We start from the raw sequence: 20,543 nt of genomic DNA, 5'->3' as shown, positions 1-20,543 counted from the left end.
TGAATTTTTCCTCTTATTATCAAATCTCATTCTAAAGTATCAAGATTAAAGTATTAAGAAAAATGAGTTCCTAAAGCTCTTGCGACTTTATACCTGTTACAATCCCTTATTTAAAAAAATCTGAAAAATAGAACATTAACTTAATGAGATGTATTGCATTAATGAATATCATACAAACAAATATAAGCATACAGCGTTTTATAGACACAAGCAATTCAAAGATTACTTGTTAATTATTTATTATATTCGTGCAATATTTCAAGGGAATAGATATTTTATATGTCTGACTAACAGTCTTACATCTGTTTTATTTCTTTTAACGATAAAAAGGGGAAATTCGTACATGGCGAAAGCTGATAGAAAAATATTGGATCAAATTAATTATCCTTCAGATCTTAAAAAGGTTTCTGAGGATGATCTGATTCAGGTATGTTCTGAATTACGTCAGGAGATTATTGAGCAAGTATCAAATAATCCAGGACACTTTGGAGCCAGCTTGGGTGTGGTTGAACTAACTGTAGCCCTTCACTATGTACTCAATACACCTTACGACAATTTGGTTTGGGATGTTGGACATCAGGCTTACGGTCATAAAATACTGACCGGACGAAAAGATGCTTTCCATACAAATCGCAAATACAAAGGGATTAGTGGTTTTCCAAATCGCAACGAAAGTGAATACGATTCATTTACTGTAGGTCACTCCTCTACTTCTATTTCTGCTGCTTTGGGAATGGCGGTTGCAGCTCAACTTAGCGGAGAAAAAGATCGTAAAACTGTTGCCGTTATTGGCGATGGTTCCATGACTGCCGGATTGGCTTTCGAAGGTCTAAACAATGCTGCAGGGAACAATGCCGATTTGTTGGTGATATTGAATGACAACAATATGGCAATCGATCCAAACACAGGTGGTTTAAACGATTACCTTTTGGATATCACAACCTCACAAACCTATAATAAGGTAAAAAATGATGTGTGGCGATTTCTTGGGAAATTCAATCGCATCAATCCAAATACACAAAAAGCATTTCAGAAGGTTGAGAATGGCATCAAAACCATTTTATTGAAACAAAGTAACCTTTTTGAGGCTTTAAATTTCAGATATTTTGGTCCTGTTGATGGACACGATGTAAATCACATGGTAAAAGTGTTGAGTGATCTACAAAACATTCCCGGACCTAAGATTTTACATTGCATTACCAAGAAAGGTAAAGGCTTTAAACAAGCTGAGATTGACCAAACTTACTGGCATGCTCCTGGTAAATTCGATATAAAAACTGGTAAAATCTTAACGCAAGCTCCTACCGAACCTCAAGCTCCTAAATTTCAGGAAGTTTTTGGTAACACATTGGTAGAGTTGGCTGAAATGAACGATAAAATAGTTGGAATAACTCCGGCTATGCCAACAGGAAGTTCATTAAATATCATGATGGAAAAAATGCCCGATCGAGCATTCGATGTAGGTATTGCAGAACAACATGCTGTAACTTTCGCTGGTGGATTGGCTGCTCAGGGCAAACTGCCTTTCTGTGCTATCTATTCATCATTCATGCAGCGAGCCTACGATCAGGTAATACATGATGTGGCTTTGCAAAATGTAAATGCAGTTTTCTGTTTAGACAGAGGTGGATTGGTTGGCGCCGATGGAGCTACTCATCATGGGGTATACGATCTCGCTTTTATGCGTTGTGTGCCCAACTTGACTATTGCTTCTCCTTTAAACGCAATTGAGCTTCGTAACTTAATGTTTACCGCTCAGCAGGAAAATATGGGTGCATTCTCTATTCGTTATCCTAGAGGAAAAGGAAGAATTGTAGATTGGAAAAAAGAATTTGAAATTCTTCCGGTTGGTAAAGGTCAAAAATTGAAGGATGGTAAAGATTTGGCTATTCTTTCCATTGGCGCAATTGGAATGGAAGCAATGGATGCCATCGAAGAATTGGAAAAAGGAAATCTTTCTATTGCTCATTACGATATGCGATACCTTAAGCCAATTGATGAAGAACTTCTTCATGAGGTATTCAGCAATTTCAGTAATATCATTACACTCGAAGATGGCTGTATTGTTGGAGGTTTAGGCTCTGCAGTATTGGAATTTATGAGTGATAATGATTACAGTAGCCGTGTAAAACGTCTGGGAGTTCCTGATCGTTGGGTAGAACAAGGAAGCCAGCAAGAACTCTATAAAGAATGCGGTTACGACAAAGAAGGAATTGTTAAAGCTGTCACTAAAATATTAGCACCAAAAACCAATTAAGGACTACTCCTATATCCATCTGAATAAGGATCTAATCCCTCAAAATCACCTGTAAATGAATCCATTTGGGTTTGCATTTCCTTATCCATTTTTATAAGGTAATCTGTGTCCTCTGTTTTCAACTCAATTACCTTTATAATTTTACCTGAGGGTGTTCTAATACTAATTAGATCGTCTTCGTAAATCCCATCGGGAAATGACTTTATTAAAAGTTGGAACAATTCCAATCCTATGCTTTTATAGTCTTTTATTACTCTTTTCATCTCACTCCGATTAATAATATATCTATCAATCAACAAATCACAATCCCCAAAATAAGGGCAAGAGTCTTTAACAAGAAGTTCTATTTACTGAATTCAATTTAAGGAAATTAGAAGAGCAAAAAAAAATAATTTTTGAATTGAGTAAGAATAAATAGAATCTGATATTTCATCATTCATTCCCATCTAAACATGTTTCACAGCATATAAATCGTTTTCGCTCAAATAATCAGAAATACTTTCACACAGTATTAGCTCTAGTAAAAACAAAAAGGCTACTTTTGCGCCCTTAATCAATTTTTTAAGTTGAAATGGTAGATTTTTTCAGGAAGAAAGCAAAAAATTCAAAAGATGATATTTTATCCGGTTTAACCGTGGCACTTGCCTTGGTTCCGGAAGCAGTGGCGTTTGCGTTTGTAGCAGGCGTAGATCCATTGGTTGGTCTTTATGCTGCATTTATGATCGGCTTGATTACCTCCGTTTTTGGTGGTCGTCCGGGAATGATTTCCGGAGCAACCGGAGCAATGGCTGTAGTATTAGTTAGCCTTGTAAAAGAAGGAAACGAAATGGGAATGGCAATGGCTAGTCCTATCGAAAATATGGGATTGAATTACCTATTTGCAACAATTGTTCTAACTGGAATTATTCAGTTCTTAGCAGGTGTATTCCGCTTTGGTAAATTTGTTCGTTTAATTCCTCATCCTGTAATGATGGGATTTGTAAACGGTTTGGCTATTGTGATTTTCTTATCGCAATTGGGAATGTTTACTGAGAAAATTGCTGGCGAAACAGCTTGGTTGCAGGGACTTGAGATGTATACAATGATTGGATTGGTAGTCTTGACCATGGCGATCATGTATTTCCTTCCTAAACTTACAAGTAAAATTCCTGCAGCATTAACGGGTATTCTTGTGGTATCGGCAATTGTAATATTTGGCGGATTAGATGTAAGTACTGTTGGATCCTTTATTAAAGATGGTGGTGGTGCTGGTTTAGAAGGTGGTTTGCCAACTTTCCAGACTCAGCTGTTTACATTGGTTCCTTTTAATATGGAAACCATCATATTTGTTCTTCCGTACGCTGCAATATTAGCTGCAATTGGTTTAATTGAGTCCTTAATGACCTTGAACCTTTTAGATGAGATCACTAACAGTCGTGGTAATGGTAATCGCGAGTGTATGGCACAAGGTGCTGCAAATATCGTTACCGGATTTTTCGGTGGAATGGGTGGTTGTGCAATGATCGGACAATCTCTTATCAACGTGAAATCAGGTGGTCGTGGAAGATTATCAGGTATAATTGCTGCACTTACCTTATTGGCATTTATCCTATTCGCATCTCCGCTAATCGAAATGGTACCAATTGCAGCCTTGGTTGGTGTAATGTTTATGGTGGTTATCGGAACATTTGCATGGTCGAGTTTCCGTATACTTCATAAAATACCGAAAGCCGATGCCTTTGTATTGATATTGGTATCTGCTTTAACCGTGATATTCGATTTGGCAATTGCCGTATTAGTAGGTGTTATTGTAAGTGCATTGGTATTCTCTTGGGAGAATGCTCGTAAAATTCGTGCACGAAAATCGGAAAAGCCTGATGGTACAAAAGTATATGAAATCTGGGGACCACTTTTCTTTGGATCAATTACCACGTTCATGAACAAATTCGATGTTGATAATGACCCTAAATCAGTTGAAATTGATTTTATCGAATCAAGAGTATCGGATCACTCAGGTATTGAAGCCATCAGTAATTTGGTTCAAAAATATGAAAATGCCGGAAAAACCATTAAATTGAAGCATTTAAGCGAGGATTGTATTAAATTGTTGCAAACTGCCGACGATCATTTTAGATCTGTCATTATTCGTGATATTGACGATCCACGTTACTATGTTGTAACCGATAAAGTAAAAATCGAGTAAAACTCAAGATATTTGTTTTGGGAGATTATTCTCCCGAAGCTTTTTTTTCACCACCTTCCCACGCGGGAGGTGGTGTTTTTGTTCAGAAATGAATTTAGGTTAAAACAAAAGTACTTCTCAGTTACAATTCTTGATATTGTAATAATACCTCCTACATTTCCAATTGCAGAAATGCATTTGTTTTAATTACGGAGTACATTTTTGATGGGCGCACTCAATGTATTCTCAAATTTATGGGTATTGTGCCTGAGCACAATAGATGTAATTTCAAGATTATATAGATTGCGGCTGCGCACAATTAGTATAATTTTTAATTTGTGGTCATTGTTGCCAGGCACAATAGGCATATTTTCTAGATTACTCTCGTTGCGCCCATTCAAAATCCACCCAAATCTTATTAGCAAGCCATTGTTTAATGCGCAATAGAGTGCTATTGCTCGTTTATCAACTTCTTAAAATCAAAAAAAGGACCTGAATCAATATCCAAGTCCATTTCCTATATCCTTTGAATGCTTTACAATCCTAACTTCTTCTTTATCTTAGCTGGAATAGCATCCTTATGAAGCATTATGGAGATACTTTTGTATTTCATCCATGCTTCCGATGCGTAAAAGAATCCTCCATGATCATTTCGTTCTGTTCCCCATGAATTCTTTATCAAATAGTACTTGGTTCCATTCTGATCTTTTGCGGTTCCCACCAAATGCATTAAATGATCTTCTGTTAGTTCATAATTGTCGAAGGTAATTTGACGCATTTCTTGAGTAATCTCTTTTTCAGGAACAGGAAAATCCAGACCATAAGTCGATTTTTCATCCTTACTCATGCTTTCCCATTTCGATATTTCCGAATCGTCCATATTTTCAAAATCCGTATCCGGAACCACCGAAACTCCTTTTTGATGCGAAAAACCTGGATCGCTTACATCGCTCACCCAAGCCATCGAATAACCATTGTCAATTGCCTTGTCAATAATCGTCATCATATCATCCAGTGGAACATTGTAAATCTCACCTAAAGACCAATTATCCGCCCCTTCGAAAATGAATGATTCATAAAACTGATGGTGAGTATACGAACCTATGCTTACGTAATCATCCATTGATAGATCCAGGTATTTAGCAAATGATTTTGGCGTATATTCAGTTCCTTTGTAAGTGAAAGTTTTAGGAATCTCTCCTAAATAAGCATCCAGAATACCATCAAAACCCTTCATCCAAACAGGCGTTATTTTTTTGTTTCTGTTCTTTACCACGGCACCAACATATGCTTTAAGAACAGCATCCATTTCTCCGTGTACAGGCATGTTTTCCCCAATTGTATTTCCTGTGTATTTACTTTGAGGTGTAATTCCAAATTCACGAATCACTTCTAAAACATCCCAACCTTCAGCGCCACCGGAGAATTTCTTACTCCCATGAAAACGCACATAGTCTTTAGCACGCATATGATAATTTCTATTCACAATAAACATTTCAGACAAATCAAACTCTCCTTTTCCAAGACGTAATAGTTCCGATTCTAGAAATGAAATGGTACCATGAGCCCAACACGTTCCCGAACGATGTTGATTTTTAACTGGCGTTACAGCTAATTGTTTTTCAATGGTAAATTGGTAAGATTTCTCTTTTTCCTCTTTCTTTTTAGCTGCAGCCGGTAATATCATACCAGTTACAAGTATTGCAATTAATAAAGTTCTTAATTTCATTTTTCAGCTCGTTTGTTGTTTAAACAAAATCAAAACAATATGCTTTAGGTACATATATCTTGATAATGCAATTCTTTGCATGTATTTTTGAATGTTTTGAAAGATCACACAAGGTAAAAAATAATCGAATGACTTTAGCGTTATTCAAATACCAAACAACATTTTCTAACTAAATATCATTGTAATAATGAAAAAAATCGCATCAATTACATTGTTGTTAAGCCTTATTATAGGTTTGGCATCTTGTAATCAAAAAGTAAAGAAAGAAGTCGTAGTTTCTCCAACTCAGAAATTGGTTGATCAATATGCTGAATTCGAACTGACTACTGACATGAACCTTTTGACTGAGAAGGAGAAGCAAATGCTTCCTATTTTAATTGAGGTTGCTGATATCATGGAAGAATTGTTCTGGAAGGATGCAATTGGTGATAAAGCTGAATTTCTTGCAACGTTAAGTGATCCTGCTGCCGTTGCTTATTCTAAAATTAACTATGGTCCTTGGGACAGATTAAATGATAACAAAGCATTTCTTGATGGTTTTAATGCAAAACCTAAGGGAGCAAATTTCTATCCTGGCGATATGACTCCTGAAGAGTTTGATGCCATTGAGGATGAAATGAAAACGGATTGGTACACTAAAATTGTTCGCGATGCTGATGGTAAATTAAGAGTTGCTGCATACCACGAAGTTTATCCTGAAAAAATTAAAAAAGCTTCTGACCTGCTTAAAAAAGCAGCTATTTTAGCTGAAGATGAAGGTTTAAAGAAGTATTTAGAACTAAGAGCTGAGGCTTTATTAACTGATGACTATTTGGCTTCTGATTTGGCTTGGATGGACATGAAAAGCAATACGCTTGATTTTGTAGTTGGTCCTATCGAGACTTACGAAGATGCTCTTTACGGATACAAAGCATCTCACTCTGGTCAGATTTTGGTAAAAGATAAAGTTTGGAGTGAAAAATTGTCAAAATTTGCTTCTCTTCTTCCTCGTCTGCAAGAAGGTCTTCCTGTTCCTGCAGAATATAAAGCTGAGAAAGCTAACGCTAACGCGGATATGAATGCTTACGATGTAATTTACTATGCTGGCGACTGTAATGCTGGTAGTAAGAACATCGCAATTAATCTTCCAAATGATCCTCGTGTACATGCTGCAAAAGGTAGTAGAAAGCTACAGTTGAAAAATGCAATGAAAGCGAAATTCGATAAGATTTTACTTCCAATTTCGGATCTTTTGATGGACGAGAGCCAGCGTAAGAACGTTACCTTTGATGCTTTCTTCGAGAATGTAATGTTCCACGAAGTTGCTCATGGTTTAGGTATCAACTATACCTTAAAAGATAAGGTAAGCGTTCGCAAAGCTCTTAAAGATACTTATACTTCTATTGAAGAAGGTAAAGCTGATATTTTAGGTTTATACATGATCACTCAAATGGCTGAGTGGGGTGAAATGGACAAAGACAAATTAATGGACAATTACGTAACCTTTATGGCTGGTATTTTCCGTTCAGTTCGTTTTGGCGCTGCAAGTGCTCATGGTAAAGCAAACATGATGCGTTTCTATTTCTTCGAAGAGCAAGGTGCTTTTACAAGAAATCCAGAAACTGGAACTTACAAAGTTGATTTCGATAAAATGAAAGCAGCTATGAACGAATTAGGAAAACAAATCTTAATCATTCAAGGTGACGGAAACTATGAAGCTGCTCAGCAAATGATTGCTGAAAGAGGTTTTATTCGCGAAGATCTTCAAAAAGATTTAGATCGTGTAAACGAAGCTGGTATTCCGAAGGATGTTGTATTTAAGCAAGGTGCTAAAGTATTAGGTTTGTAAGCTGAATCCATTTTATACATTATTAAAGAGGCTGAATCGAATTCGATTCAGCCTCTTCTTTTGTTCTTCAATCATATGGTAAAAATGGGTATTTTACAGCATAGTAAATCACACTTAGGCTTTGTACCTTACAATCGTTCATCTATCTAGTAAATTTTGGACTGTAAAAAATCAAAAATGAAGTTTAATTCTTCCTCATTTCATAAATATGCATTACTGATTCTATTTTCAGTTTTCTTTTGCTTCTCGGCTTCTGCCAGAAAACAAAGAGTTTTGGTTCTGCATTCCTATCATCAAGGATTAAATTGGACCGATAATGTTAGTGCAGGTATTCAATCTGTTTTAGGACAAGAGGATAATGTAGAATTGGTTTTTGAATACATGGATACCAAGCGACACTCACAACCGGAATACCTGGCTGAGTTTGCCAAACTATACGATCTAAAGCACCAAAAAAACAAATTCGAAGCAATTATTGTATCCGATAACCATGCCTTAGATTTTGTTAGGCATTATTATACCGATTATTTTAAGGGAATTCCTGTTATTTTCTGCTGCATAGATCAATTCAGTAATGAATCAATAAAAGGCATTGATAAGGTAACCGGAGTAACTGAAGAAATTGATTCCCGTGAAACTATTGAGGTTGCTTTAAAACTCCATCCGGATACAAAGCAATTGGTTGTTATAAACGATAATCAAACTCAATCCGCAATATTAAATCGTAATAATATTAAATCGTTTTGGTCGGATTTAAAAACCGATGTTGAATTGGTTTTTCTTGAGAAATTATCAATTGAGGAATTGGTTTCAAAAGTAAAGCAATTAGATCCGAAAAGTATTATTTACCTTATCAATTTCAGTCGCGATAAGGAGGGAAATTTTATTTCCTATCAGGAAAATATCGAAATTATACGAGAAGCTACTAACCTGCCAATTTATAGTAGTTGGGAGTTTTACTTTAACGAAGGAATAGTTGGTGGAATGTTGACAAGTGGGTTCAAGCAAGGTGAGCTTGCAGCTGAATCTACTTTAAAAATTTTAGAAGGTAAAAATGTTGATCAGGTTCCAATAATCAGATCGGGATACAATCAGTTCAAGTTCGATTTTGAACAAATGAAACGATTCAGAATTCTACCCAAACAGCTTCCTGAGAATAGTTATATCAGTCATCAACCACCATCAATAGTTCGTCAATATCAAACCTCTTTACTGGTTATTATAGCCTTTATTGTAATTATCGCCTTCATTCTTCGATACTCGAAAGTTAAGCGGGAACGAAACGAACGCAAACTAATTGAGATCAATGAGGAATTGGATAGAAGAGTTGCTGTGAGAACTAAAGAACTCATGTTTGCCAACGAAAAATTAGAATTACAAACCGATCAAATCATCAAACAAAACAAGGAACTTGAACATCATAGGCATAACCTCTTAGAATTGGTGAAAGAACGTACCGAAAACCTGGAAGAAGCCAATCTTGAATTAAAAAGCAGTCGCGATAGATTATTGAGGATGCTTGATGCCAATTCGGATGGAGTTTGGGAACACAATTTTGCAACGGGACAAGTCTATATCAGTAAAATCATTTGGGATAAACTTGGTTACAGGTCAGTTACAGCATCGAATACCAAAGATTTACTGTGCAAATTAATCCATCCCGAAGATCTAATCATCATCAAACAAAAAGACAAACAAAACCGTTTGGGATTGAGTGAATTGTTTATTATTGAATTTAGGATATGCGCGAAAGATAAAAGCTGGATGTGGTTTAAAGCTAAAGGTAAAATCCTGGATTACAATGAACAAAAGAAACCATTAAACATGGTTGGAACTCTGGTAAATATCACTCAGCGAAAAGTTGCAGAAGAAAAAATCCGAAAAGATGAGAAAAAATTAAGAGTCAGTGAAAAAAGATGGCGCTCCCTAATTGAACAAGCTTCTGATGAGATTCTGATTTATGACACGAACGGCTCTATAATAGACGCAAACTCAGCTGCCTGCAAGTGGCTAGGATACAGTCAGGAAGAAATACTTCAACTCAACTATAGTGAAATTGATATGAATCATTCCAGTTCTGAGCTTCATACCTATCGTAAAAAATTAAATTCTTCCAATCCATCCATCTCCTTCGAATCGGCTCAGAAACGAAAAGATGGAAGTAATTTTCCGGTTGAAATTCATTTGAGTTTAATCGAACTTGGCGAAAGTAAACTAATTTTATCCGTTGGAACTGATATTAGTATCCGACAAAAAACCGAGCGGAAAATATTAAATGCAGTTATTAAAACCGAAGAAGTTGAACGTAAAAGATTTGCTACCGACTTGCACGACTCTATAGGTCCGCTATTATCTAGCATCAATCTTTACTTATCTTCATTAACCAAAGTAAAATCGGTTGAAGATAAGCGAAATATTATTCGTGCCTCTGTTGATGCTGTAAATGACGCATTGGTTAGTATTAAAGAAATATCAAATAATCTGAGTCCACATATTCTGAATGATTTTGGACTGGAAAAAGCCATTCGATCCTTTACCAATAAAATAAATGTTTCCCAAACCATTAATATTAGCTTTTATGCTGAAAATATGGAAGAAAGGTTGAACCATCAGATAGAAGTGGTTATTTTTAGAGTGGTAAATGAGCTAATTAACAACACTATAAAGCACGCTAAAGCTTCAAACATTGAAATTAATCTGGCAAGAGAAGGCAATTTGCTATCCTTAATTTATATTGACGATGGAATTGGATTCGATTCGAAAGCTATAAATGCAGGAACTTCAAGTGGAATGGGATTGTACAATGTATTTAGTCGAATTCGTTCCCTTAACGGAACTCATAAAATTAAAAGTAATCCCAAACGTGGTGGTATGATGGCAGTTGTAGAAGTAAACTTATAAAATATTGAGCATGGAAGAATATAAGGTAATAATTGTTGATGATCACAAAATGTTTCGCAGTGGACTTCAGTTTCTGTTAAGTAATGTCCCAAATATTAAAGTGATTGGCGAGGCATCTAATGGTGTTGAGTTTTTAGAAATGGCTAAAAAGGAACCTATCGACATTGCCTTAATGGATATCAACATGCCCGAAATGAATGGAATTGATGCCACCAAAGCCGCCATGGAAAAATATCCTGATTTAAAAGTAATTGTTCTTTCCATGCATGGAGAGGAAGAATATTACGATCAAATGCTGGATGCAGGTGTAAAAGGATTCCTGCTCAAGAATTCAGGTGCCGATGAACTAATTGCAGCTTTAGAGGCTGTAATGTCTGGAAAATCATATTTCTCTCAAGAACTTTTGGTTGATATTTTGGATAAAAAAAGATTACAAAAACTCAGAACAGATATTGTAAAACTCTCACAACGAGAACTAGAAGTTCTTAAATTAATTTGCGACGGATATAGTAACGCCGAGATTGCTGAAGAATTATTCATCAGCCACCGAACGGTTGATCGTCATAGAGCGAATTTACTAAGTAAAACAGGATGCAAAAACTCTACTTCTCTGGTAATGTATGCTGTTAAAAATAAAATTATTGAGATTGATTAAATGTTCTCAAAATCTAATACATATAAAAAAATAATCTTATTTCTGGGAATTCTTAGCCTCTTCCTATTCGATGCTTCCGCCCGACGTCAAAAAATTTTAGTGCTTCACTCCTATCACCAGGGATTGAACTGGACTGACAACATCACCAAAGGAATTCTTTCGGTTCTTAACCAACACGAAGATATCGAGATACAGTTCGAATATATGGATACCAAACGTAGGTATGACGAAGAATATTTAAAAGAGTTCAAAAAACTTTATCGACTCAAACACAAAGGCATACCATACAATGTTGTTATTGCATCAGACAATAATGCTCTTTATTTTACTCGTGATCATCAGGAAGAATTTTTTAAGAATATTCCTATTGTTTTTTGCTCTATCGATCAGTTTGAAGATAGCCTTATAGAGGGAATGACTGATATTACAGGTGTTACGGAGTTTATTGATTTTAAACAAACTGTAGAACAAGCTTTACGCCTGCATCCCAAAGCCAAAAACCTGGTTGTTATTAATGACAATATCACCACTTCAGCAATTATTAATCGAAATCATATTATTTCATTTTGGCCAGAATTAAAAACAAATGTTAAACTAATTTTTCTCGAAAATTTATCCATTCAAAGTCTAGTTGAAAAAGTTAAAAATCTGGATAATTCAAATATTATTCTACTTCTCAACTTTAGTAAAGATCGAGAAGGAAACTATATTTCCTATCAGGAAAATATTGAAATTATTAGAGATGCAACAGAACTTCCAATTTATAGTTCCTGGGTATTTTATTTTAACGAAGGTATTGTTGGTGGTATGCTAACCAGTGGTTTCAAACAAGGTAAATTAGCTGCTGAATTAGCAGTTAAAGTAATTAATGGAACTGATGTGAATAGTATTCCTCTGGTTACGGAAGGATACAACGCTTTCATGTTTGATTACAATCAGATGAAACGCTTTAAAATTACTGTTAACAATCTTCCAAAAGAAAGTATCGTAATTAATCAACCACCATCATTTATTACTAAATACAAAATCAGCATTATTGTAATATTAATCTCTTTAGGATTGCTAGTTCTAATAATTATATATGCACGATATAAGCGCCGTATAAATGAAACTAGATTAATAGCAAGAAATCAACAACTTAAAAGTAGTCGTAATAGATTACTTCGAATGCTAGATGCTAATTCGGATGGTGTTTGGGAGCATAATTTTAAGGAACACAGTACTTATATCAGTAAAAATATTTGGGAAAAATTAGGTTACGATCCAGATCTGGTGAAAAATACTCCTGAGTTTATCGAACAACTTATTCATTCTGAAGATATACAGGAGTTTATAGAGGAAAGAGGTAAACTGCAAAATGGAGTAATTGATCTTTTGGTTTTTGAAATGCGCTTAAAAGCCAAAAACAACATTTGGATGTGGTTAAAAGCTAAAGCCAAAATCCTGGATTATTCCAGTGAAAAACAAGCGATAAATCTTGTAGGAACTCTAATTGATATCACTCAAAGAAAACAGGCAGAAGCAAAAATTAAAGAAGATGAAAAGCAAATTAGAGCATCCGAAGAAAGATGGAGATCCTTAATTGAGCAAGCTGCCGACGAAATTATTATACATGATTTTGAGGGAAATATTCTTGATGTAAATCTTGCAACATGCAAACTTTTGGGTTACGACCGAAAAGAAATCATTGGATCTAATATGACACTTTTGGATCAAAAGTACAATTTGAACCAGTTCAAAACCCAATGGAATAAATTAAGACCTGAAAATGCATCTATTAAATTAGAGTCTATTCAAAAAAGAAAGAACAATACAACTTTTCCTGTTGAAATTCATTTGAGTTTAATTGATTTAACTGACACCAAACTAATTCTATCTGTAGCAAGTGATATTAGTGTGAGACAAGAAACAGAACGTAAGGTTTTAAATGCTGTTATTGAGGCTGAAGAGAATGAAAGAAAAAGATTTGCCACAGATTTACATGACTCAATTGGTCCTTTGTTGTCAAGTATTAACTTATACTTATCGGCACTTAGCAAATCGAAACTTAGTGAGAGAAATGAACAAATAATTAGTTCATCTCGCGAAATCGTAAATGAAACTCTCATTAACATTAAAGAGATCTCTAACAACCTGAGTCCTCACGTTCTTAATGATTTCGGATTGGTTAATGCAATCAACTCCTTTATCAGCAAAATAAATCTGTCAAAAACAATTAACATCACTCTCGATTCAAAAAATTTGGAAGAGAGAATTAACCAACAAATTGAAGTTGTTATCTACCGTGTGATTACAGAATTAATAAACAATACAATTAAGCATGCAGAAGCAAACAATATTCAAATATCGCTTTCAAGAGAGAACAATTCATTGAATTTGATTTATATTGACGATGGAAAAGGCTTTGATCCTGACGAAATTAATAGTGAAAGTACAGGAATGGGATTGTATAATATTCTTAGTAGAATTAAATCTTTAAATGGCTCGCACAACATTCAAAGCAATCCGGAAACCGGTGGAATGATAGCTGTTGTAAACGTAAACCTATAATTTTTTTGTATGAGAGAGCAAAAGGTAATCATCGTTGACGATCATAAAATTTTTAGAAAAGGATTACGTTTCCTTCTTGACGATATGGATAACATTAATGTAGTTGGGGAAGCCGAAAATGGTCATGAATTTCTTGATTTGATTAATGTTACTGATGTTGATATTGTTTTAATGGACATTAATATGCCAAAAATGAATGGCATTGATGCTACTATTGAAGCATTACGAGAAAATCCGAACCTTAAAATTGTCGTATTATCAATGCATGGTGAAGAGCAGTACTACGATAAAATGGTAGAAGCTGGAGTTAAAGGGTTTCTTCTGAAAAATTCCGATGTTGATGAATTATCTGCAGCCTTACTTACAGTTGGGTCCGGAGGAAGTTATTTTTCACAAGAATTACTTGTTGGAATTCTAAACAAAAGAAAACAACAGAAAAACCCATCCGAAATCGTTCATTTTACAGATCGAGAATTAGAAGTTCTGCAATTAATTTGCAAAGGCTTTAGTAATAATAAGATTGCCGATACCCTGTTTATTAGTATTAGAACAGTAGAACGTCATAGGGCAAACCTACTTAGTAAAACCAATTGCACCAACTCAATTGCAATGGTAATGTATGCCATAAAAAATAGTATTATTGAGATTTAGTCTCTGTATTAATCACTTACACCTTCTTAATTGAATTTGATCCAAATAGGGATTCAAATATCTTATATTGTGGTAGTTAGTACGCAAATCTACGTATTTACCCTCATAAACTTGTGAGGGTATTTTTGATTGAATTGCGCAAAACTACTCTTACTAACCGCAAACGTTTCCACTTGTTTTGTATTTGTAAACTTATTACTCATTCAAAACAATATTACTATGGTAACCTTTTTTATCTGTATTGCAGCTTTAATTCTGGGATATGTGGTGTACGGAAAATTTGTAGAACGCAAATTTGGAGCTGATCCAGAAAAAACTACACCTGCTATTGCAAAAGAAGACGGTGTTGATTTCGTTCCTATGAACTGGAAGAAAATCTTCCTGATTCAATTCTTAAATATTGCCGGACTTGGTCCTATTTTTGGAGCCATTGCAGGTGCTTTATGGGGTCCGGTAGCCTTTATTTGGATCGTTATTGGCTGTATTTTTGCCGGAGCCGTTCATGATTATTTTTCAGGTATGCTTTCTATTCGTCATGGTGGTGCAAGTATCCCTGAAGTTGTAGGAAAATACTTAGGACCAGTATTTAAAAACTTTATGAGAGTTTTTTCTGTTGTGCTTTTAGTATTAGTAGGTGTTGTATTTATCAAAGGTCCTGCTAGTATTCTTCACGGATTAACAGGATTTAATGTTTCAATTCTAATTGGAGTAATCTTCCTATATTATCTATTGGCAACAATGATTCCAATTGATAAATTAATTGGTAAAATCTATCCATTTTTTGGGTTGTGCTTATTAATAATGGCATTTGGAATTGCAGGAGCATTAATTTTTGGTGGATATGAAATTCCTGAATTGGTTCCTTCAAATATTATGAACTTCCATGCTAGTCCGGGAAAATACCCAATATACCCTCTTCTTTTTATTACCATTGCTTGCGGTGCAATTTCTGGCTTTCATTCAACACAATCTCCATTAATGGCACGTTGTATGACGAATGAAAAACAAGGTAGAAAGATTTTCTACGGAACAATGATTGCAGAAGGTATAGTAGCTATGATTTGGGCTGCTGCTGCTATGACATTTTTCGGTGGTATTAGAGAGTTAGGCGAAACAATGACTCAACCTGGGCACAATGCTGCATGGGTTGTAAATGAAATTTGTAACAGCTTGCTAGGAAAAATTGGTGGTTTATTAGCTGTTTTCGGCGTAGTTGCTGCTCCAATTACTTCTGGTGATACAGCTTTTAGAAGTGCACGTTTAACCATTGCTGACTCATTAAAATTCTCGCAAAAATCTTTAGGTAAGCGTTTATTAATTACTCTTCCATTATTTGCAATCGGATTCTTACTAACCCAGGTAAATTTTGCAATTATTTGGAGATATTTTGGTTGGGCTAATCAAACTTTAGCAACTGTAGTTTTATGGACTGCAGCAATGTATATGGTTCACAAAGCAAAAAGCCATTGGTTTATTTCCTTACCTGCAACATTCATGACTGCGGTGGTAACAACCTATATTTTAATTGCTCCTGAAGGATTTGGGATTTCTCAAAATATGGCTTATCCACTAGGAATCGTTATGGCTTTATCAAGTTTAGGAGCATTCCTATATGTGACTTACAAAAAGTCTCAAACCAAACTAAAAATCCAACATCAATAAAACTCAATTATCTAAATCTGTATAGAAATGAAAACTATTAAATTTATATTACCTGCTTTGTTAATCTGTTTTGGATTATTTGCAAAAGCTCAAGAAAAAGTAAATATTAAACTCAAAGGGTTTGTAGCTGCAGAAACTTATTTCGATACTCGTAAAACTGTTAATGCCAGAGAGGGAGCAATCTTATTGTATCCAGCTGCTGAATCTTTAGATCTTGAAGGCAATGACTTAAACGACAGATCGGAATTCTTCATGACAACTATTCAATCGCGCTTAAATGTTACGGTATCAGGATTTGAAGCTTTCGGAGCAAAGGGTACTGTAGTAATTGAAGGTGATTTTGTTGGAACCTCAAACGATAAATCAGGATTGCTACGACTACGTCATGCATTTGTAAAACTTGATTGGGAAAAAGATCAATTACTTGCTGGTAAATACTGGCATCCAATGTTTATTGAATCAGCATTTCCAAGAGTATTACACTGGGGTGCAGGTGTTCCTTTCGGATTACTTAACAGAGCACCACAGTTGAGGTACACAAGAAAATTTAGTAATAGTAATCTGAGTCTATCTTTACTTTCTGAAATGGATTTTAAAAGTAACGGACCTGATGGTGCAAATGTAAAATATGCACAACAATCAAGCATTCCTGAAATCAACACTCGATTTGAAACTAAATTATCAAATGTAATTTCTACAGGAGCAACTGTTGGTTACCGAACTTTAATGCCTTTAACAGTCAATAGCAATGGAATAAAGACTGACGAAAGAATTGGAAGTTTCTACATGAACTATTGGTTAGGTATTACAGGGAAAAAATTCAAATGGAATATCCAAAGTATTTACGGACAAAACATGTATAACTTCACTATGATTGGCGGATACGGTGTGAAAAATGTAAAGTCGAATGGTGACTATGAGTACACAAATATTAAAACATGGAATTTGACCTCTGATATCTTTACAACAACAGGCAATGTTCGCTATGGTTTAAATGCTGGATACAGTTCAAACCTAGGTGCTGATGACAACCTGGCAATGAATAACGACAATTTTGTTGGACTTTATAGTCGTGGTTCAAACATTGATTATTTATATCAGGTAGCACCTAGAATTGAATTTTTATCTGGTAAAATGAAAATAGGTGGTGAAGTAATTTATAGTGGTGCTGCTTACGGAACAACACAAATCGATGGAACCGTTGCTAACTCTGATCTTGTAAACAGCACAAGATTCTTATTGCATTTTAAATACGCTTTTTAGATTTATTCATTTTTAAATAAAAAAAGCAACTAATCATTCTTGTCGAATCCGGAAATTTAAACTTCCGGATTCGATTTCAAAAACCTTGAACATGAATGAATACAAAATATTTTCACAAGCTCTGAATATTTCCTCTCCTTGGGTAATTTCAAATATTAACTTAAAGGAAACCAAATCGAATTTTAAAGAATTACATATACATGTTAGTCTTAAAAATTCAAATGAACATACTGAAATCCAGAAACTACCTTTAACCAGAAGACAACAAAATTTCCTAGGTTACATTTGTTATGTGCACTACAATATGCCTAATTAAATCAAAAACTGAATCAAATAATAATCAATAATCCTTAAGAAAACCTGCTTAATCATAAACATTTTGTACTTTTAAAATTCATACAGAATCGTACTTAATGGAAAGCAATGAACAACTCGAACTAGCGCATAAGTTTGTTCGAAATACCAACACAACTATATTCTTAACCGGTAAGGCAGGGACAGGTAAAACAACATTTTTACGACAGCTAAAAGCTGAACTACCTAAACGAATGGTTGTTGTTGCTCCTACCGGAGTAGCTGCAATTAATGCCGGAGGTGTTACCATTCATTCCTTTTTTCAGTTGCCATTTGGTCCTATTCTTCCAGGACAAATCTTAAATGAAAAACAAAACGCAGCAGAATCTTCCGTTCGAAAATATCGCAAAGAAAAAATCAACTTAATAAAATCTCTTGATCTTCTGATTATTGATGAAATCAGTATGGTTAGAGCTGATTTATTGGATGGGATTGATGAAGTTTTACGAAAATTCAAGAATCGAAATTTACCTTTTGGTGGTGTTCAGATTTTAATGATTGGAGACTTACAGCAATTGCCTCCGGTTGTGAAAAATGAAGAGTGGAGTTTACTTCGTCAACATTACGAAACGGCTTTTTTCTTTAGTAGTAGAGCTTTTCGATCGGCACAACATATTAGTATTGAACTGAAACATGTTTACCGACAAAAAGATCAGAATTTTATTCAAATTTTGAACGAAATCAGAAACAATCATCTCTCACATGCCTCTTTTCAAAAGCTTGAAAAAAGATATAAGCCTGAATTCGATACTGAAAAGGAAGATGGATATATTACGCTAACAACACACAATGCCAGAGCTCAGAAAATTAATGAGGAACGATTACAAAAATTAAAAGCCAAATCGCAAAGCTTCTCTGCAGTTGTCGATGGTCAATTTCCCGAATACTCCTTTCCTACTGAAGAAAAATTGAACCTTAAAGTTGGTGCACAAGTCATGTTTGTAAAAAATGACAGTTCTCCAGAAAAGCTTTATTTCAATGGTAAAATTGGAACTGTAACAGGATTCGAAGACGATACGATATTGGTGAAATGTAAGGATGATGCTTCCGAAATTGAAGTTCATAAAGAAGAATGGCAAAGTATAAAATACAGCATCAACCAAGAATCTAAAGAAATTGAAGAAGATGTGGTTGGACAATTTACCCAGTATCCACTTAAAATGGCTTGGGCAATTACCATTCACAAGAGTCAGGGCTTAACATTCGAAAAAGCTGTTATTGATGCCAATGCTGCATTTGCTCATGGACAGGTTTATGTGGCTTTGAGTCGTTGTAAAACTTTGGAAGGTCTGGTTTTAAAATCGAGATTAAGCGAAAGCGGAATTATTTGTGATCAATCGGTGTCCCAATTCACCAATTACATTGAAAATAATCCTCCAAAAGAGGAGCAGTTGGAAATTGCCAAAAGAAGTTTTCAGTTTCAACTTTTGGAAGAGCTTTTTATCTACTCCGAAATATTCAGACCTTATCGTAATCTGAACAAGCAATTACAGGATAATTTAAAAACTTTTCAAGGTAATCTGCCTGAAAAAGTAAAAGCTGGCTTTGCTTCTTTTCAAACCGATATTGTTGATATAGCCGCTAAATTTATCCCAACATTAAAACGATATTGCCTCGGCAATGAAAAGTTGGACGAAAACAAAGAAGCACAAGATCGCCTAAAAAAAGCAAGCAAATATTTTGTAGAAAAACTGGATCAGCACATTCTATCAATCTTAAACGATTATAGTTGTGAGACAGATAATCAAGCCATTCAGAAACTTATTAATGAATATCTTAAGCAGCTTCACGAAAATACGAGTGTTAAATCTGCTTGTTTAAAAGCCTGTTTAAATGGTTTTGATATTGAAACTTATCTCGATGTAAGAGCAAAAGCTCATCTCGAAAAATCTGGCTTTAGAACAAAACGAAAACGTGAGGTTGTTGATGAGAATGTGGAACATCCAAAATTGCTTCTGAGCTTGAAAAAATGGAGAAAAGATTTAGCAGATAAAATTAATGCGCCGGTCTTTTATATTGCTTCGCAAAGAAGTTTAGTTGATATAGCCAACCAACTGCCATGCACTACTGAACAGTTAAAATCGGTAAAAGGATTTGGGAAAAAGAAAATTGAACGATACGGTCAGGATGTAATCAAATTGGTAACCGATTACAGACAAGAAAAAGGTCTGGGTATGCTAAATTTCTTTGAAACTCCTGAGCAAAAAGAAAAACCGAAAAAGAAAAAACAAGATACCAAGTTGATTAGCTTTGAATTGTATCAGGATGGTAAAAGTATTCGTGAAATAGCTGCTTTTAGAGAACTAACAGCAACTACTATTGAAACTCATTTGGCACACTATGTAGGCTTGGGAATGTTAGATTTGAAAAATTTTGTTGAATCCAAAAAGATCAAGAAGATAAAAGAGCAGTTTAATATTCATGGACTAGAAAGTTTGAATCCTGTTAAAGAGGCTTTAGGAAAGGATTATTCATATTCCGAAATCAGATACATTCAAGCCTTTTTAAAGAATACAAAACAATAAATTGATA

12 protein-coding genes are annotated in these 20,543 nt (G+C 34.9%); 10 read left to right on the top strand and 2 right to left on the bottom strand.

Annotated features, from left to right (window positions below):
• Nucleotides 1-343: 343 nt before the first annotated feature.
• Nucleotides 344-2,257, top strand: coding sequence for a 1-deoxy-D-xylulose-5-phosphate synthase (dxs, locus tag GCQ56_RS00115; protein ID WP_152732371.1), 1,914 nt, complete (start codon nt 344-346; stop codon nt 2,255-2,257).
• Here the strand turns inward: dxs and GCQ56_RS00110 are convergent.
• Entirely contained in the window at nt 2,254-2,520 is a 267-nt protein-coding gene (locus GCQ56_RS00110; protein WP_152732370.1) for a hypothetical protein, read from the bottom strand. The two genes, dxs and GCQ56_RS00110, sit on opposite strands and share 4 nt — an antisense overlap.
• Nucleotides 2,521-2,828: 308 nt before the next feature.
• Between GCQ56_RS00110 and GCQ56_RS00105 the strand changes: the two genes are divergently transcribed.
• Entirely contained in the window at nt 2,829-4,439 is a 1,611-nt protein-coding gene (locus GCQ56_RS00105; protein WP_152732369.1) for a SulP family inorganic anion transporter, read from the top strand.
• A 514-nt stretch (nt 4,440-4,953) separates the two neighbouring features.
• Here GCQ56_RS00105 and GCQ56_RS00100 read toward each other — a convergent pair.
• Nucleotides 4,954-6,147, bottom strand: a complete 1,194-nt coding sequence (locus tag GCQ56_RS00100) for a C1 family peptidase (RefSeq protein WP_152732368.1) — start codon at nt 6,145-6,147, stop codon at nt 4,954-4,956.
• A gap of 187 nt (nt 6,148-6,334) precedes the next feature.
• On the opposite strand from GCQ56_RS00100, the gene GCQ56_RS00095 reads away from it, so the two are divergent.
• From GCQ56_RS00095 to GCQ56_RS20675, 8 genes are all read left to right on the top strand, one after another.
• Complete coding sequence (locus GCQ56_RS00095; protein WP_152732367.1) at nt 6,335-7,975, top strand: dipeptidyl-peptidase 3 family protein; 1,641 nt, start codon at nt 6,335-6,337, stop codon at nt 7,973-7,975.
• A gap of 177 nt (nt 7,976-8,152) precedes the next feature.
• Nucleotides 8,153-10,876: an ABC transporter substrate binding protein gene (locus tag GCQ56_RS00090; RefSeq protein WP_152732366.1), complete on the top strand. Its 2,724-nt coding sequence runs from the start codon at nt 8,153-8,155 to the stop codon at nt 10,874-10,876.
• A gap of 10 nt (nt 10,877-10,886) precedes the next feature.
• Nucleotides 10,887-11,531 (top strand): response regulator transcription factor, encoded by a 645-nt coding sequence (locus GCQ56_RS00085; protein WP_152732365.1) that lies wholly within the window; start codon nt 10,887-10,889, stop codon nt 11,529-11,531.
• Nucleotides 11,532-14,081, top strand: a complete 2,550-nt coding sequence (locus GCQ56_RS00080) for an ABC transporter substrate binding protein (protein ID WP_152732364.1) — start codon at nt 11,532-11,534, stop codon at nt 14,079-14,081. It begins immediately after the preceding gene.
• A 9-nt stretch (nt 14,082-14,090) separates the two neighbouring features.
• Nucleotides 14,091-14,732: a response regulator transcription factor gene (locus GCQ56_RS00075; protein ID WP_152732363.1), complete on the top strand. Its 642-nt coding sequence runs from the start codon at nt 14,091-14,093 to the stop codon at nt 14,730-14,732.
• A 219-nt stretch (nt 14,733-14,951) separates the two neighbouring features.
• Nucleotides 14,952-16,394, top strand: coding sequence for a carbon starvation protein A (locus tag GCQ56_RS00070; RefSeq protein WP_152732362.1), 1,443 nt, complete (start codon nt 14,952-14,954; stop codon nt 16,392-16,394).
• A gap of 27 nt (nt 16,395-16,421) precedes the next feature.
• Nucleotides 16,422-17,657, top strand: coding sequence for a hypothetical protein (locus GCQ56_RS00065; RefSeq protein ID WP_152732361.1), 1,236 nt, complete (start codon nt 16,422-16,424; stop codon nt 17,655-17,657).
• Between the two features lie 413 nt (nt 17,658-18,070).
• Entirely contained in the window at nt 18,071-20,536 is a 2,466-nt protein-coding gene (locus tag GCQ56_RS20675) for a helix-turn-helix domain-containing protein (protein WP_152732360.1), read from the top strand.
• Nucleotides 20,537-20,543: the final 7 nt, after the last annotated feature.

This window comes from Marinifilum sp. N1E240 (genome assembly GCF_009295825.1).
GTDB classification, from domain to species: Bacteria; Bacteroidota; Bacteroidia; order Bacteroidales; family Marinifilaceae; genus Marinifilum_A; species Marinifilum_A sediminis.
Note: the sequence above shows the minus strand (reverse complement) of the source record. Positions and strands in the feature narration are given on the sequence as shown.